14 protein-coding genes are annotated in these 16,405 nt (G+C 64.9%); 5 read left to right on the top strand and 9 right to left on the bottom strand.

The window, feature by feature from the left end:
* The 3 genes from Q8Q83_RS02805 to Q8Q83_RS02795 form a co-directional block, all read right to left on the bottom strand.
* Window positions 1-252 (bottom strand): NAD(P)-binding protein (locus tag Q8Q83_RS02805; RefSeq protein WP_305620948.1); only part of this gene is annotated, 252 nt, incomplete at its 3' end.
* 177 nt (window positions 253-429) lie between these two features.
* Window positions 430-975, bottom strand: a complete 546-nt coding sequence (locus Q8Q83_RS02800; RefSeq protein WP_305620946.1) for a twin-arginine translocation pathway signal protein — start codon at window positions 973-975, stop codon at window positions 430-432.
* 27 nt (window positions 976-1,002) lie between these two features.
* Entirely contained in the window at window positions 1,003-2,445 is a 1,443-nt protein-coding gene (locus Q8Q83_RS02795) for a coniferyl aldehyde dehydrogenase (RefSeq protein WP_305620944.1), read from the bottom strand.
* Window positions 2,446-2,671: 226 nt separating this feature from the next.
* Here Q8Q83_RS02795 and Q8Q83_RS02790 point away from each other — a divergent pair, with 226 nt between their 5' ends.
* Window positions 2,672-3,331, top strand: coding sequence for a TetR/AcrR family transcriptional regulator (locus Q8Q83_RS02790; RefSeq protein ID WP_305620942.1), 660 nt, complete (start codon window positions 2,672-2,674; stop codon window positions 3,329-3,331).
* Window positions 3,332-3,499: 168 nt separating this feature from the next.
* Here Q8Q83_RS02790 and Q8Q83_RS02785 read toward each other — a convergent pair whose 3' ends face one another.
* From Q8Q83_RS02785 to Q8Q83_RS02760, 6 genes are all read right to left on the bottom strand, one after another.
* A complete protein-coding gene (locus Q8Q83_RS02785) occupies window positions 3,500-4,495 on the bottom strand; it encodes a hydrolase (protein ID WP_305620940.1) in 996 nt (331 codons plus the stop codon).
* Window positions 4,496-4,625: 130 nt separating this feature from the next.
* On the bottom strand, window positions 4,626-6,113 hold the full coding sequence (locus Q8Q83_RS02780) for a Fic family protein (RefSeq protein ID WP_305620938.1): 1,488 nt from the start codon (window positions 6,111-6,113) through the stop codon (window positions 4,626-4,628).
* A 306-nt stretch (window positions 6,114-6,419) separates the two neighbouring features.
* Window positions 6,420-7,022: a 16S rRNA (guanine(966)-N(2))-methyltransferase RsmD gene (gene rsmD / locus Q8Q83_RS02775; RefSeq protein WP_305620936.1), complete on the bottom strand. Its 603-nt coding sequence runs from the start codon at window positions 7,020-7,022 to the stop codon at window positions 6,420-6,422.
* Complete coding sequence (locus Q8Q83_RS02770) at window positions 7,022-8,503, bottom strand: pitrilysin family protein (RefSeq protein WP_305620934.1); 1,482 nt, start codon at window positions 8,501-8,503, stop codon at window positions 7,022-7,024. The genes rsmD and Q8Q83_RS02770 overlap by 1 nt, the downstream gene beginning before the upstream one ends.
* On the bottom strand, window positions 8,496-9,851 hold the full coding sequence (locus Q8Q83_RS02765) for a pitrilysin family protein (protein ID WP_305620932.1): 1,356 nt from the start codon (window positions 9,849-9,851) through the stop codon (window positions 8,496-8,498). The genes Q8Q83_RS02770 and Q8Q83_RS02765 overlap by 8 nt, the downstream gene beginning before the upstream one ends.
* 220 nt (window positions 9,852-10,071) lie before the next feature.
* Window positions 10,072-10,995 carry a LysR family transcriptional regulator gene (locus Q8Q83_RS02760; RefSeq protein WP_305620931.1) on the bottom strand — a complete coding sequence of 308 codons (924 nt, stop codon included), beginning with the start codon at window positions 10,993-10,995 and terminating at the stop codon, window positions 10,072-10,074.
* A gap of 108 nt (window positions 10,996-11,103) precedes the next feature.
* On the opposite strand from Q8Q83_RS02760, the gene Q8Q83_RS02755 reads away from it, so the two are divergent.
* The 4 genes from Q8Q83_RS02755 to Q8Q83_RS02740 all read left to right on the top strand — a co-directional run.
* The gene (locus Q8Q83_RS02755) at window positions 11,104-12,846 is read left to right on the top strand and encodes an amidohydrolase (protein ID WP_305620928.1); all 1,743 of its coding nucleotides are present in this window, start codon (window positions 11,104-11,106) and stop codon (window positions 12,844-12,846) included.
* Between the two features lie 108 nt (window positions 12,847-12,954).
* Entirely contained in the window at window positions 12,955-13,698 is a 744-nt protein-coding gene (locus Q8Q83_RS02750; RefSeq protein WP_305620927.1) for a TorF family putative porin, read from the top strand.
* A gap of 203 nt (window positions 13,699-13,901) precedes the next feature.
* A complete protein-coding gene (locus Q8Q83_RS02745) occupies window positions 13,902-14,996 on the top strand; it encodes a polyamine ABC transporter substrate-binding protein (RefSeq protein ID WP_305620925.1) in 1,095 nt (364 codons plus the stop codon).
* A gap of 296 nt (window positions 14,997-15,292) precedes the next feature.
* On the top strand, window positions 15,293-16,405 hold a 1,113-nt coding region (locus Q8Q83_RS02740), incomplete at its 3' end, for a signal recognition particle receptor subunit alpha (protein ID WP_305620924.1).

Genomic DNA, 16,405 nt, shown 5'->3' with positions numbered 1-16,405 from the left:
TTCCTGATACAGCGAGCCGTAGGCTTCCGGCTCCTGCATCTTGAAGTCCTTGCTGGTCTTCAGCGGGCCTTCCTCGATCAGCAAGACCTTGAATCCGGCGGCGCTGAGGACCTCGGCTGTGGTGCCGCCGCCCGCGCCGCTGCCGACTATGGCGACGTCGGCCTCCAGGACCAGGTCCTGTTCGAGGCGCGAACCGTTATAGGTTTTCCAGCCGCTGGCGAGGCCTTCTTGAAACAGATCGGGTACAGGCATTTAGGGCAGCTCTCAGGCGAATTCTGATTGAGTGTTAAGCGCGTAGAACCTATTTACGATCTCGCGAGCTAGAGCCAGACAAGGCAAAAATGGCCGAGGAGGCGGAGTATACGAGTTGAAAATGAGCACTCCGATGCCATTTTTAACGCGGTATGGCCGACGCGCAGCAGATCGTGTTCAAACAGTTGGCGGTCCGGGGTAACCGCAATGGGCCCAGGACTGCGGCTGGCCATACCAGGCCAGCATCACCAGTTGCAGCAGTGAGACATAGCCCATCTGCAGCAAGCCTATGGAGCTGTTCTGCCAGCGGTTGAGAAAGTGGCGCACATCGGCGGGCGAGGCGTTTTCCCAGCTGCCCCAGACGCCGGTCAGCGGCCCGCGGGTCAGGCCCAGGGCGAGCACGTCGAGCAACTGCACCGTGAGTTTCTGCATCGCCGGGGAGAAACGCGTGAGGCTGTAGTCGATGCCGATGATGCATTGCTCGACGGCGGCGGCCATCTTCTCGGCGCTCACCGAGCCCTCGATGACCACCGGGACCAGCGCCCGTAGAAACGCCAGGTCGCTGCTGCGCAGGGTGCTCAGGCCGCTGGCCGGCACACTGGCCGAACAACCGCTGAGCGTGGCGGTCAGACCGGCGGTGGCGAGAAAGGCCGAGCCCAGCAGGCCGACTTTCAACAGGTTGCGCCGCGAGAGACCGCGGGCTTCTAGAGTGCTGTCGTGCATTATTGTTATCACCGATACGGCCTGTGGTTAGCGGACAAACAGCTTGTAGATCAGCTTCTGGATCGACTTGCCATAAGGCGGGTAGATCAGCTTGGCGGCGTTCAGGCGCTGCTTGATCAGCACGCCCTTGGCCTTGCTGAAGGTCAGAAAGCCCTCGTGGCCGTGGTAATGGCCCATGCCCGATGGGCCTATGCCGCCGAACGGCATATCGTCCTGGGCCACGTGCAGCAGGCTGTCGTTCAGGCACACACCGCCGGAATGGGTCTCGTGCAGCACGCGCTGTTGCTCGCGCTTGTCGTAGCCGAAGTAGTAGAGCGCCAGCGGGCGGTCGCGCCGGTTGACGTAGGCGAAGGCGTCCTCCAGCTTGTCGTAGGGGATGATCGGCAGTAGCGGGCCGAAGATCTCGTCCTGCATCACCGTCATCTCGTCCGTGACGTTCAACAGCAGGCAGTGCGGCATGCGTCGGCCTTGGCCTGCGGCGTACAGCGGGAGCAGGGTGGCGCCCTTGTTCTCGGCGTCCTGCAGATAGCCGTTGAGGCGCTGCAGCTGGCGCTCGTTGATGATAGCGCTGTAGTCCGGGTTGTCCGCCAGCGTCGGGTAGAAGCCCAGCACCGCCTGGCGGTAGGCCTCGACGAAACCCTCCACGCGGTCCTTGGGCACCAGCACATAGTCCGGCGCCACGCAGGTTTGCCCGGCATTCATGGTCTTGCCGAAGGCGATGCGCTCGGCGGCATCACTCAGCGGCACATCGGCGCTGACGATGGCCGGCGACTTGCCGCCCAGCTCCAGGGTCACCGGGGTCAGGTTGTCGGCGGCGGCGCGCATCACGTGGCGACCGATGCTGGTGGCGCCGGTGAACAGCAGGTGATCGAAGGGTAGCTTGGAGAAGGCCATGCCGACTTCAGCCTCGCCCAGCACCACGGTCACCAGGTCCTCGGGGAACACCTTGGCCAGCAGCTCCTTGACCAGCTGCGAGGTGGCCGGGGTCGACTCGCTCATCTTGATCATCACCCGGTTGCCGGCCGCGAGGGCGCCGACCAGCGGGCCGATGGCGAGAAACAGCGGGTAGTTCCACGGCACTATCACCCCGACCACGCCGAGCGGCTGGTAGATCACCTTGGCCGAGGCCGGCAGGAAGTGCAGGCCGACGCTGCGCTTGGAGGGTTTCATCCACTTCCTGATGCGCTTGCTCGCGTAGTGGATGCCATGCAGGCTGGGCATCAGCTCGGCGAGCAGGGTTTCATCGGCGCTGCGGTGGCTGAAGTCCTGGGAAATCGCAGCGATCAGCGCCTCGCGCTGATCGCTGAGCAACTCGCGCAGCACGCTCAGCCATTGGATGCGCTGCTCCGCCGAAGGCATGGGGTTGGCCTGAAACGCCTGGCGCTGACGGGTAAAGCTGATATCCAGCTGACTGGTCTGTTGCTGGCTGTGTTGCAGGCTGTGTTCCAGAAAAGCGGTGTCGGCGACCATGGGGAGCTCCTTGGCGTTCCAGCGTGCGGTCCCGGTTATCCGGGGGCAGGAAAGGGGTGCTGGATTTTTAGAGCAATTGCTCTAATCTGTCAAATAGCATGGCGCGGTCAGCCGCCCAACGCAGCCCAACGAAAAGTTAGCGGGCAGGCGCAGGCTGCTGGTCGGGTAACACTTTGCGTGTCTTCGCGTGTACCTTTGCCGGGCTTTTGAGTCGAGATCAAGTCCTATGTCAGCCCCACTGAAAACCCGCGAACGCATCATTCAGGAGAGCCTGGCGCTGTTCAACGCCCAGGGCGAGCGCAGTGTCACCACCAACCATATCGCCGCGCACTTGGGCATATCGCCGGGCAACCTGTACTACTACTTCCGCAACAAGCAGGCGATCATCGCCGAGCTGTTCGCCCTCTACGAAGGCCAGGTGGATACCTTTCTGCGCCGCCCCAGCGGGCGCACGCTGACGGTGGCGGACAAGACCTTCTATCTGGAGGCGTTGCTGGCGGCCATGTGGCACTACCGCTTTCTGCACCGCGATCTGGAGCATTTGCTCGACAGCGATGCCGCGCTAGCCGAACGCTACCGGCTGTTCGCCCAGCGTTGTTTGCACAGCGCGCAAGATATCTACCAGGGCTTTGTCGAGGCCGGCATCCTGCTGATGGATGCGGCGCAGATCGAGGCGCTGACCCTCAACAGCTGGATCATCATGACCTCCTGGGTGCGCTTTCTCTGCACCACCCGCGGCAACCCCAGCGACCTCAGCGAACAGATGCTGCGCCGCGGCATCTACCAGGTGCTGGCCCTGGAAGGCGGCTATATAGCCCCGCAGGCCCGCGAGGCGGTCGAGGCGCTGTACCGCAAGCTGCATGTGCCGCTGGAGCAGGTGATCTGAGTTGAAACGGACGTAGGGCGGGGCGCATGGCGCAAAACTGTCGGTACAGGTAAAAACTGTTGCGCCGTAACCCACCATTGCGGTGGATCGGCTTGCGCTTGGTGGGGTACGCGGCGCGCAAAGGTAGCGGTATCGGGATAAATCGTGGCTATGCGCCGCTAACCCACCCTACGTATTGGTCGCGGCCTGCGCCGCCAACCACTGCGGAATCCGCCGTTCCAGGTAATAGCCCGGACGGCGCGGCGAGCCTTCGACGAAACCGACATGGCCGCCATGGGCATGCACTTCCATCTCGATACAGGGCGCCAGTTCGCTGGCTTCCGGCAGGCTGTGGCGAAATACGAAGGGGTCGTCGGCGGCCTGGATAATCAGGCTGGGGGTTTCGATGCGGCCGAGAAAATAGCGGCTGGAGGCGCGCCGGTAATAGTCCTCGGCATCGGCGTAGCCGTGCAGCGGCGCGGTGATGCGGCCGTCGAAGTCCCAGAAGGTGCGCATATCGTCCAGGGGCCCGAGTTGCTCCAGGGTCGACAGGTGATCGGCCAGGCCCTGGTGGGCGAACAGGCGTTGCTTATCCTTCACGTAGGCGACCATCGCGCGCATAAAGTGGCTCTGGTAGACCCGTGAGAAGCCGATGCCGATGCGGTCGGCACACTGATCCAGGCGGAACGGCACCGACACCGCCGCCGCGCCCTGCAACTGGCTGTCCGCGCCGCTTTCGCCGAGGTACTTGAGCAGCACATTGCCGCCCAGGGAATAGCCCACGGCATACAGCGGCGCCATCGGCCGCTGCGCGCGCAGATGGCGCAGGGCTTCCGCCAGATCCTCGCTGGCCCCCGAGTGGTAGCCGCGGGGCAACAGGTTGGGTTCACCCGAGCAGCCGCGCCAGTTCAGCGCCGCGCTGGCCCAACCCTGGGCCGCCAGCGCCTGCTGCAGGCCCAGCACATAGAGCGAACTGGAGGAGCCGGTCAGGCCGTGCAGCACCAGCACCAGGGGCGCCTCGGCCTGGTGCGGGCCGTGCCAGTCGAGGTCGAGAAAGTCGCCGTCCGCCAGCCACAGGCGCTCGCGCTGGCGCTCAAGCTGCGCCGGTTGGCGGCATATGGGGTTCCACAGCGTCTGCAGATGCGGGCTGGGTAGCCACCAGGCGGGTTTAAAGGTCGGATTCATGCCCGGCGCTCGTCAAGCCTGGCGAGTACCTTGCGCAAGCGGACTGGCCGGGCCTTTGCGCCCACGCCGTTGCCGCGCGGAGTGATCCAGACGCTCCAGGCTTTGGAGGCGATGGTGCTGCTGTTGCTGCTCATAACGAAGTGTCCTGCTGCTTCAGATGCGCCTGCCCGGCTGGGGTCAAGCGGTATTGTTGCAGCCGGCTACTGGGTTTGTCCGGCAGGCTGTACTCGATCAGGCCGGCGGCCAGGGCCGGGTCGAGGTAATTCTGGCGAAAGGTCGGGCGATGGCGAATCTCGAGCAACTGTCGCAATTGCGCAGCCGAGAGGTTGCCGTGGGTCGCTAGTACGCGCAGAAGGCGCTCGACCTGCTCGCTCGACTGGGTCGGTGACTGGGTCGGTGACTGGGTCGGTGACTCTGCTCTCGGCTCTGGCTGCGCCGCCGTGCCCAGCTGCGGCAGCATCACGGTCACCCGGAAGATCGACTCCTCGTTGAGGATCGGGTCCTGGCCGCCGAAGGCGCGGGCGTACTTGAACAGGTTGCGCACCCCGGAGCCCAGTTCCTCGGCCCACTGCAGCTCGCGGAACACCCGCGCGATGGCCGGGTTTTTCGGCGAGGGGGCGAAGTCGTCCGGGCGCAGTAGGCCCATGCCGTGCGGGTTGTTGCTGTTTTCCGTGGTGACTCGGTCGCGCTGGATAATCAGCTTGGCCGGGAAGGGGTTGAGGTATTCACGGTGGATCAGCAGGTTGGCCACCACCTCGCGAAAGATCCGCTCGCGCAGGCTGACGCGCTGGGTGCCCTCCAGGTAGAAGGGGTCGGCCACATGCTTGTTAACGAAGGCCATCAGCCGGTCGTAACTCTCGATCAGGTTGGTGCGGATATCGTCGCGGTCGTCGTAACGGTCCAGGTCGTGCACGCGCAGGATGGCGTCGGTGCGGTGGTGCGGCACCACGCCCAGCACCACCTCGTCGCGGCCGAACAGCAGCGCGCCGGCCATGGACACGCCTTCCTCGCCGGTCTGGTAGTCGCGCTGATACAGCCGCGCGCTTTTCAGCAGTTCCAGGTCGTCCAGTTCGGCCCAAGGGTGGCCGCTGCGCTGCAGGCGTACGTTGTGCCGCACCCGCTCGATCAGGTCGCTGCGCAAATCGTCTAAACGGATAAACGGGAAGATGCGGTTCTCGCTGTAGCTCACCTGCTTGCGCAGATACAGCTCACCCAGCAGCTGCGAATGGCCGCTGATATCGAAGTCGCCATCTTCATTGCGGCTGAATACCCGATTATTGCAGCTATGCACCTGGGAGCTTTCCGGCACGCTCAGCACCAGCAGAATCTGCCCGTCCAGCTCCACCTGTTCGGGTGCCAGCTGCATCGGCGGGTTGATCTTCTGCGTGTTATGCAGGGTATTGACCAGGTCCTTGCGCAGCTGCGCCACCGCCTCGGGGGCGATGCCGCTGGGCGTGCCATCGTCCGCCGCGCCCATCACCAGGGTGCCGCCGCGCTGGTTAAGAAAGGCGCAGATGGTTTCGTAAATATCGCGGTTGAGCGCATCGCGGTCGCGCTTGAACTCGACCGTCATGCCTTCACCGCCCTGCAGCAGACGCGCCAGATGCTCCGGGGTCATGGGCGGGCCTCGTCGGTTGCGACAAGGCTGATCGTCTGTAGCCGCGAATCGGTTGGCGCCGCCCCGCCGACCTGGCGCAAAGGCGCGTCAGTACGGTCGCGGGCAAGCTGGTCGGGGTTCTGGCTGAGCTGTGAGGTCATGGTTGGCCTTGCCTTCCGTGCCAAGAGAGCTGGCGCGATAGTAACCCGGCAGGCGAGGCAAGGCGTAGGGTGGGTTAGCCGCAGGCGTAACCCACCAGAGGCTATAGGTTGTGCTGCCTGCCGACAGCGCCGGTGGGTTACGCCGCTGCGCGGCCCACCCTACGGTTTATCCCGAGCGCTGCCAGAGCGCGTAATACACCTGGCCGGCCTTCTGTTCGCGGTGCAGGCGCCAATTGCCGGGTAGGCCGAGGCTGGACGGTGGGTTTTCGCTTTCGGTGTAGACCCAGGCGTCAGCGGCCAGCCAGCCCTTTTCCTCCAGCAGCTGGCAGGCCGGCAGCAGCAGATTCTGGTTGAACGGCGGGTCGAGAAACACCAGGTCGAAAGGCGTGGCCAGCTGGCTCTGCAGATAGGCCAGGGCATCGACCTGTTGCAGCTGGCCGTTGTCGCAGTTCAGCGTCTGCAGGTGCCCGCGCAGGCTGGCGATGGCGGCTGGGTTGAGGTCCAGGGCCAGGGCGCTGCCGGCGCCGCGGGACAGCGCTTCGAGCAATAGCGCGCCGCTGCCGGCGAACAGATCCAGCACCTTGGCGCCTTCGACATAGGGCGCCAGCCAGTTGAACAGGGTTTCCCGCACCCGGTTCGGCGTCGGGCGCAGGCCTGCGGCCATGGGGAAGTTGAACTGGCGCGAGCGCCATTGCCCGGCAATGATCCGCAGTTGGCCATCGCCACCATGGGCCGGTGCGGCTTTTTGCGGCTTGGGTCGCTTGCTCATCAGTGCTCCGGTACGCCAGACAGTGCTGCGGCGGGTTTGTCGGTGGGCGGTGGCAGTTCTTTCTGCTCGACCGTGGGGCCGGCGCTGACTATCACCAGGGCGTCCGGGTCGAGGTGTTTGGCCATGGCGGCCTTGACCTGCGCTGCGCTCAGGGCCTGCACCTCGCGCATAAAGTCTTCCAGGTAGCTCAGTGGCAGATCATAGAAGCCCATGGAGCCCAGTTGCCCGACTATATCGGCGTTGCTCGCGGTGGACAGCGGGAAGCTGCCGGCCAGCTCGCGCTTGGCGTTGTGCAGCTCGGTCTCGCTCGGGCCCGTGGCCAGGTAGTCGCGCAGCAGGTCCTTGACCAGTTGCAGGGTACCGGCGCTGAGTTCGGCGCGGGTTTGCAGGTTGATCATAAAGGGCCCGCGCGCCTGCATGGCGCTGAAGCCGGAGTAGACGCCGTAGGTCAGGCCGCGCTTCTCGCGCACCTCTTCCATCAGTCGGGTGCCGAAGCCGCCACCGCCGAACACCTGGTTGCCCAGGTACAGCGCGGCATAGTCCGGGTCGCGGCGGTCGATGCCCAGCTGGGCAATCAACAGGTGGGTCTGGTTGGACGGGAACTCGATATGTTGCAGGCCGGCTGCGGGCGTCTGCGGCTGGGCGATGCGCGGCAGCGCCGGGCCTTTGGGCAGGGCGGCGGAGACTTGCGCGGCCAGGGCTTCGGCTTCGCTGCGCGAGAGGTCGCCGACCAGGGCGATCACCGCGTTGCCCGCGGCATAGGCCTTGGCGTGGAAGGCTTGCAGCTGGGCGCGGCTGATCGCCGGGATGGATTCGGCCGTGCCGTCGCTGGGGTGGGCGTAGGGGTGCTGCTCATACAGGCGCTCGAACAGCGCCAGGCTGGCCAGTTTGCCGGGGTTCTGCTTCTGGTATTCGAAGCCGGCCAGCAGCTGGTTCTTGATCCGCACCAGGGAGTCTTCGGGGAAGCTGGGCTGGCCCAGCACCTGGTTGAACAGCTGCAGCGCCGGCGTGCGCATCTCTTGCGCACTCAGGCTGCGCAGGCTGGCCAGCGCCATATCGCGGTAGGCGCCGTTGCCGAACGCGGCGCCCAGGCTTTCGAAGCCGACGGCAATGGCGCCGACGTCCTTGCCCGGTACGCCTTCGTTGAGCATGGCGTTGGTCAGCATGGCCAGCCCCGGCACGCCGTTGTCATGGCTGCTGCCGGCGGCGAAGGTCAGTTGCAGGTCGAACATCGGCAGCTCGCGGGATTCGACGAACAGCACCTTGGCGCCTTCGGCGGTGTGCCAGGTCTGGATCTTCAGGTCGCGGCGACCCGGGGCGTCACCGTTCAGGGCGGCCAGGGACTCGATGCCATTGGCTGCAGTCGGCGCGCCGGGCGCGGCCGGTGCGTCAGGGCGCCGGATAACCAGGGCCAATAGTGCCAGCAGTATCAGTAACGCCAGGCCGAGCAGGCCGTAGCGCAGGCCATTGCGCTCACTCATGGTGCGTCTCCTCGGGCAGAACATGGGCGACGCTCAAGCGCTCGCGGGTAAAGAAGGTGTTGGCGGCGTTCTGGATATCCGCCGGGGTCACGGCTTCCAGCACGGCCAGCTCCTGGTCGATCAGCTTCCAGGACAGGCCGACGGTTTCCAGCTGGCCGATGGTGGTGGCCTGGCTGGTGATGGAGTCGCGCTCGTAGACCAGCCCGGCGATCACCTGGGCGCGCACCCGGGCCAGCTCCGCGGTGGACGGCGGGTTCTGCTGCAGGTCCTGCAGCTCGCGCCATAGGCCGGCTTCGGCTTGGGCCAGGGTTTTGCCGGTTTGTACGTTGGGCGTGGCGGATAGCACGAACAGGCTGTCGCCACGGCCGAAGCCGTCGTAACCGGCCGCTACGCTGGATACCAGCTCTTCGCCGCGCTCCAGGCGCGTCGCCAGACGGGCGCTGTAACCGCCATCCAGCAGGGCGGCGATCAGACGCAGGGCATGCACCTGGCGCGGCGTCTCGGCGGTGGCCAGACCGGGCACGTTGAAGCCCAGCAGCAGGCTCGGCAGCTGGGTTTTCAGGTACAGAGTGAGCCGCCGCTCGCCAGGCGCGGCCAGCTCGCGGGGGGCTTTGCTGGTGGGCACGGCGCGCCGGGGGATGGCGCCGAAATAACGTTCGGCGAGGATTTTCACCTCGGCGGCGCCGACATCGCCGACCACCACCAGGGTGGCGTTGTTCGGCGCGTACCAGGCCTCATACCAGGCGCGCAGTTCTTCCACCGTCATGCGTTCGAGGTCGGCCATCCAGCCGATGGTCGGGGTGTGATAGCCGCTGGCGGGGTAGGCCATGGCCTTGAAGCGCTCATAGGCCAGCGAGCCGGGTTTGTCGTCGGTGCGCAGGCGGCGCTCCTCCTTGATTACCTCGATTTCCCGGGCGAATTCGTCGGCCGGCAGTTGGAGGCTGGCCAGGCGGTCGGCTTCCAGCTCCAGGGCCACGGCCAGGCGATCGCGGGCCAGCACCTGGTAGTAGGCGGTGTAATCGTCGCTGGTAAAGGCGTTTTCCTCGGCGCCGAGCTCGCGCAGGATGCGCGAGGCTTCGCCGGGGCCGAGCTTGCGGCTGCCCTTGAACATCATATGTTCGAGGGCGTGGGACAGGCCGGTCTGGCCGGGCGTCTCGTAGCTGGAGCCGACCTTGTACCAGAGCTGGGAGACCACCACCGGGGCGCGGTGATCCTCGCGGACTATGACCTTCAGGCCGTTATCCAGGCTGAATTCGTGGGTCGGCTGGGTTGCGGCGGCCAGGGCCGGCAAGGGGCAGCAGAGCGCTGCGAGGAATAAGGCGGCGACACGTTGGGCAAGGCTTGGCATGGAAATCTGTTCACCGTAAAGGGCATTGCGCCTTGCTGCGAGCAAGGCGTCAGACAAGCTGTGGGGGTGCAGGTGGCGCTGAGCAGGGGCAGAGTATGGCGCGCTGCCGCTGTAATCCATAGGGCTATCAGGCCTGGTAAGGGGCGAATTCTAGCGGCAAGCGCGGCGCAACAGAACCTTGGGACCCTCTGCCCCCGAGCCGGGTTCCGCTGCTGCCGCGTTACTCGCCCAGACCCAGACCACGCGCGGCGAGAAAGGCCGCCAGATAGTCGATAAAGGCCTGCACCTTGCGTGTCGCCCGCCTGTGGCTGGGGTATACGGCGAGGATCAGCGGACCGAAAGCATCCGGGTCGAAGTCGTACTCCGGCATCAGCTGCAGCAACTGGCCGCTCTCCAGATAGGGCTTCACGCTCCACAGCGGGCAGGCATACAAGCCGACGCCCGCCAAGCAGTTGGCCAGCAGCAGGTCGTAGTTGTCGCTCTCCAGGCGCGGTTGCGGCACGGGGACGCGCAGGCGCAGGCCAGCCAGCGCCAGCCACCAATGATGCTGGTCCAGGGCCGGGTGGCGATAGATCAGCCAGTGATGGCGGGGGAAGGTCTCCGGGCTGATCGGCTCCGGGTTGGCGGCCAGATAGGCCGGGCTGGCGCACAGCAGGATGCGGTTTTGTCCCAGGGGTTTGGCGATCAGCCCCGGCAGGTCGCTGCGGCCCTCGCGCAGGGCCAGGTCATAGCCGCCCTCGACCAGGTCGACGAAGGCATCGCAGAGGTCCACCCGCAGCTTGATCTGTGGATGGCTGGCGAGAAAGCCGCCACAGGCCTCGTCGAGAAAAGCCCGGCCAAAGGCCAGGGGCGCGGTCAGGCGCAGGTTGCCGTGCAGGCCCTGCTTGAGCTGGCCGATCTCCTCGCCGGCATCGCGCAGGCGCTGCAATACCTGGCGCGCGGTCTCCAAATAAAGCCGGCCGGCCTCGGTCAGCAGGGTGCGGCGGGTGCTGCGCTCGAACAGCTGAGCGCCCAGCTCGGCCTCCAGATGGCTGACCGCCTTGGTCAAGGCCGAGGGCGTCTTGCCCAGCTGCTCGGCCGCACGGCTGAAACTGCCGTGTTCGGCGGTGGCGACAAACATGCCCAGGGCGCTGAGCTTGTCCATGGTGTTTTTCCTGAATGGCAAAAAGGTTTTGCTTGGCAGCGCGGTTCTGCCGCCTCGTTGCAGGCGCTAGTCTCGCGGCCAGACCAATAAAAACCAGAGGCTGACGCAATGCAACGATTTATTCCTAGCCTGTTGGCCGCCGCCATGGCTTTTTCCTCGATGGAAGCCATGGCCGCCGCCGACCTGCTGCTGTTCAACGGCAAGGTGTTTACCGCCGAGCCCGGCCAGCCCCTGGTCCAGGCGGTGGCGGTGGAGAACGGCAAGATCCTCAAGGTGGGCAGCGATGCCGAGATCAAGGCCCTGGCCGATGCCGATACGCAGCTGATCGACCTGGCCGGCAAGGTGCTGATGCCGGGCATGATCGACACCCATAGCCATCCGGTGATGGCCGCCTATGACAGCATGGGCTCCAACCTGTATGACGAGGTGAAGCCGCTGGCCGAGCTGGAGCGGTGGATCATCGCCCAGGATCAGGCCGGCGCGGCGCGGGTGGCCGATATCGTGATTATTGCCGGGGTCAGCTCGGGCTATTGGGAGCAAAGCGCCGGCCTGGGCAAGCTCTTCAACCAGGGCCGCTGGGCGGAGCAGCCGCTGGTGCTGAACGGCATAGACGGCCACACCGGCTGGGCCAACAACGCCATGCTCAAGCGCCTGAAGATCGACGCCGCGCTGGTGCAAAGCCTGCCGGAGAAGGAGCGCAACTATATCGGCCACGGCGCCGACTTCAGCCCCAATGGCTATCTGGCGGAAAACGGTTGGGACCGAGTGCGCAGCCAGTTGCCGGAACCCACCGAGGCCATGATGCTGAAGGCCGCCCGCGAGGCGGTACGGGTCAATAATCAGGTCGGCGTCACCGCCTGGATGGACGCGGCGGCCAACGCCGGCAGCGGCGATTCGCTGTTCGAATTGCGCCCCACCGAGAAGGATGTCGGCGTGCTGCCGCTGTACCGCAAACTGGCCGAGAACGGCGAGCTCAGCGCTCACGTCGCCGCCCTGCTGATCACCCATCCACAGAGCAAACCGGCCGACCTGGAGGTGCTGGCCAAGGTCATGCAGCAATTCCAGGGCGTGCCGAACCTGACCTTCCCCGGCATCAAGATCTTCGCCGACGGCGTGATGGAGTTCCCCGGGCAGACCGCCGCGGTGATCGACCCGTTCAAGAACAGCCTCAAGCGCGGCGAACTGCTGATCGACCCGAAGAGCTTCGGCAAGCTGGTGGCCGCGGCCGAACGGCGCGACTGGATCATGCACGTGCATGCGGTCGGCGATCGTGCGGTGCGCGAAGCGCTAAATGGCTTCGAGGCGGCGCGCAAGCTTGAACCGACGCCCATGCCGCATAGCATCAGCCATCTGCAACTGGTCAATCCCAAGGAGTTTCCACGCTTCAAGCAGCTCGGCGTGATCGCCTCCATGCAGCTGCTCTGGGCCACCGCCGAGACTTACACCGAGGAACTGGTCAAACCCTATGTCAGCGCCGCCACCTATCAGTACCAATACCCGGCGCGCTCGCTGCACCAGGCCGGCGCGACCATCGCCGGGGCCAGCGACTGGCCGGTGTCCAGCCCCAATCCGTGGAACGCCATCGCCCAGGCCAGCACCCGCAAGGGCCCGCTGGGCGTGCTTAACGCCAAGGAAAGCATCGACCGCGCAAGCATGTTCCAGGCCTACACCCTGAACGCCGCCAAGGCCCTGCGCCTGGATCAGCAGATCGGCTCCCTGGCCCCCGGCAAACAGGCCGACCTGATAGTGCTCGACCGCGACGTGTTCAAGGTCAGCGATGAGGAGCTGTTCGACACCCAAGTGCTGCAGACCTTCTTCGCCGGCAAACAGGTCTACGCCCCCGCGTCCTGATCCCGACTCCGCCCGCTCCGCCTGATCGGCACTGCTCCCCGCATCGGGTGGGGCGGGCGGAGCCTTGTCCAGCAGCCATCACATACCCATAACAATAAGGAATACCCTATGCGCGCATTACCCCTTATCGCCCTCGCCAGCTCGGCCCTGCTACCCCTGAGCAGCCAGGCGCTGGAGCTGAACGACCAGTTCGCCCTGGTGATCACGCCCAAGGTGGTCAGCGATTACCGCTCCAGCGGCATCTCGCAAACCCTCGGCGATCCGGCCGCTCAGCTGGACCTGATGCTCAGCCATGCCAGCGGCGCCTACCTGGGCATCTGGGCCACCAATGTCGAGTACGGCCATGACTGGGAAAACGACGATGACTACGGCACCCGCCATGAGATCGACTACTACGCCGGCTACTACTGGCAGCTCAGCGATGCCATCAGCCTGGACGCCATGTACAACAAGTACAGCACCCCGGGCGAAAGCCAGTTCAACGGCAGCGAAGCGATCCTGACCCTGGATGTCTATGGCCTGTACCTGGGCGGCAAGTACTCGCTCGACACCGAGAATGACAAGCTCAACTCGTTCATTGGCTATCACACCCAGCTGCCCTGGGAGCTGGGCCTGGATGTGCGCTTCGAGAATGTCGACTACAAGGACGATATGTTCTTCAACCGCGACTACAGCCAGGCCCGCGAGGACTACAACAACTGGGAAATCGGCCTGACCCGCGAGCTGGTCGGCGTGACCTGGGGCCTGAGCTATATCGATACCGACCTGTCGGATGCCGAGTGCGAGAGCTTCAGCGGTTACGCCGACCTGTGCGGCGCCACTCTGGTGGCCAGCGCCAGCAAGACCTTCTAAGAACCTGTCTAGGATCTGCTGCGCGTCGGCGATACGGCGTTAGAAATGGCCTCGAGCTGCTCATTTACAGCCCGTAAACTCCGCGCCCTCGGCCATTTCTGCCTTGTCTCGCTCTAGCTCGCGAGATCCGAAACAGGTTCTGACGGCTGTTGAAAAACTAGCTCGCCCAGGTGTTTCAAGCGAACTCAAGACAAGGACAACCCATGAAGCTTTCACGCAGCAGCGTCCTGCTCGCCGCCTTCAGCCTGTGCGCCCTCTCGGGCCAGGTGGCGGCCCAGGCCGTGGTGAATATCTACAACTGGACGGACTATATCGCCGAGAACACCTTGGCGGACTTCCAGCAGGCGACTGGCATCCAGCCGGTGTATGACGTGTTCGACTCCAACGAAACCCTGGAAGGCAAGCTGCTGGCGGGCAACAGCGGCTATGACCTGGTGGTGCCGAGCAACCACTTCCTCGGCCGGCAGATCAAGGCCGGGGTGTTCCAGAAGCTGGATATGGCCCAGTTGCCGAACTGGGGCAACCTCGACCCGCGTCTGCTCGCTCGCCTGCAGGTCAATGATCCCGGCAACCAGTACGCGGTGCCCTATCTGTGGGGCACCAACGGCATTGGTTACAACGTCGCCAAGATCAAACAGGTGCTGGGCATCGACAAGATCGACTCCTGGGCCGTGCTGTTCGAGCCGGAAAACCTGCAGAAACTGCAGAGCTGCGGCGTGTCCTTTCTGGACTCGGCCGACGAGATCTATCCCGCCATGCTCAACTACCTGGCGCTGGACCCCAACAGCCGGCGGATCAAGGATTACAAGGCGGCCGAGGCCAAGCTCAAGGCTTTGCGCCCCTATATCGGCTACTTCCACTCCTCGCGCTATATCAGCGACCTGGCCAACGGCAACACCTGCATCGCCTTCGGCTACTCCGGCGATATCTTCCAGGCCATCAATCGCGCCAAGGAGGCCGGTAGTGGCATCGAGATCGCCTATGTGGTGCCGCGTGAGGGCGGCAACCTGTGGTTCGATATGCTCAGCATTCCGGCCGATGCGCAGAACGTCGAGCAGGCCCATGCTTTTATCAACTACCTGCTGCGCCCGCAGGTGGTGGCCGAGATCAGCGAGTATGTCGGCTACGCCAACGCCAATAGCCAGGCGGATGCGTTGATGGATCAGCAGATCAGGCAGGATCCCTCGATTTATCCGCCGGCCGAGGTGCAGGCCAAGTTGTATATCTCCTCGGAGCCACCGGCGGAAATCATGCGCTGGATGACCCGCTCGTGGAACCGGCTAAAATCCGGGCGCTAACGCCCATGGCGGTGGCTGGCTGCGGTCTCTGGCGTGGCTATTTGAACGCCCGCGGCCTTGGCTTGCATGCCTGTCGGCGCCTGGCGCGGTAGTGCCTGGGCGACCTGTCGGACGAGGGCGCTTGGCCTTAGCGCCGGCGGGCGCGGAGGTGCTAGGATACGCATCCGTTTTACTGGCGGCCGCGTCTGCTAAGGCGTCCAACTATCACTGCGCAGTTTCTTCAGCTTTTTTCGGCTGCGTGGCTAAGGTCTGGATGCATCTGCCGGCGTGTCGCATTGCAGAGATAGCCGTCCTCCATGTTTGGTCCCAACGACGACAAAAAGACCCCCGCCGCGAATACAGCGCCTGCTGCCGAGAAGCCCGCCGAGAAGAAAGACCTGTTCGGTTGGCTGCGCAAAAAGCCGCAAGCGGCCGCCAGCAATCAGCCGGCAGCGCCAGCCCCAGCGGTCGTACCGCCAGCAGCCGTCCAAGCCGCTGCGCCTGCCGCCGCCGAGCCGCTGGCGCCAGTCGCCGCACCCGTCCCAGCCGTGGCGGAGGTGCCCACCACGCCGCCCGTGGTCAGCGCTCCGGCGCCGATTAGCCAGGCGCCGGTCGTCGCGGCCCCTGAACTGCAGGCCCCAACTGCTGCGCCAGTGGCTGCTGCACCTGAGCTTGCACCTGCACCTGCACCTGCACCGCAGGCTGAGGCCGGTGAGGCGCCGCTTGCCAGCTCTGGCGGAGTCAGTGCGCTGCCACGGCCTTCGCGTTTTCGCATCAATGCCGGCAGCGAAGTGCTGCATGCCCATGTCGAGCTGCCGCCGCTGTTTGAGGAGCCCGAGGTTGCGCCAGTCGCCGCCGCGACGCCCAGCACCGCAGTGCAGAGCGCCGAAGAAATCCGCGCGGGCTTTCTCGAACGCCTCAAGCAAGGCCTGGCGAAGACCAGCGCCAGCCTCGGCGAAGGCATGGCCAGCCTGTTTCTCGGCAAGAAGGTTATCGATGACGAGCTGCTGGAAGACATCGAAACCCGCTTGCTGACCGCCGACGTCGGCGTCGAGGCCACCACGGCCATAGTGCAGAACCTGACCAAGCGTGTGGCGCGCAAGGAACTGGCGGACAGCGGCGCGCTGTACAAGGCCCTGCAGGACGAGCTGACCGCGCTGCTTAAGCCGGTCGAGCAGCCGCTGAAGATCGATAGCGGCAAGCAGCCCTATGTGATTCTGGTGGTGGGGGTGAACGGTGCGGGCAAGACCACCACCATCGGCAAGCTGGCGAAGAAGCTGCAGCTCGATGGCAAGAAGGTCATGCTGGCTGCCGGCGACACCTTCCGCGCCGCGGCGGTGGAACAGTTGCAGGTGTGGGGCGAGCGCAACCAGATTTCCGTAATCGCCCAGCACACTGGTGCCGATTCGGCTTCGGTGATCTTCGATGCG

The organism is Pseudomonas sp. (genome assembly GCF_030696055.1).
Lineage (GTDB): Bacteria > Pseudomonadota > Gammaproteobacteria > Pseudomonadales > Pseudomonadaceae > Aquipseudomonas.
The sequence above is the reverse complement of the archived record's forward strand: the minus strand, read 5'-3'. Positions and strand labels throughout refer to the sequence as shown.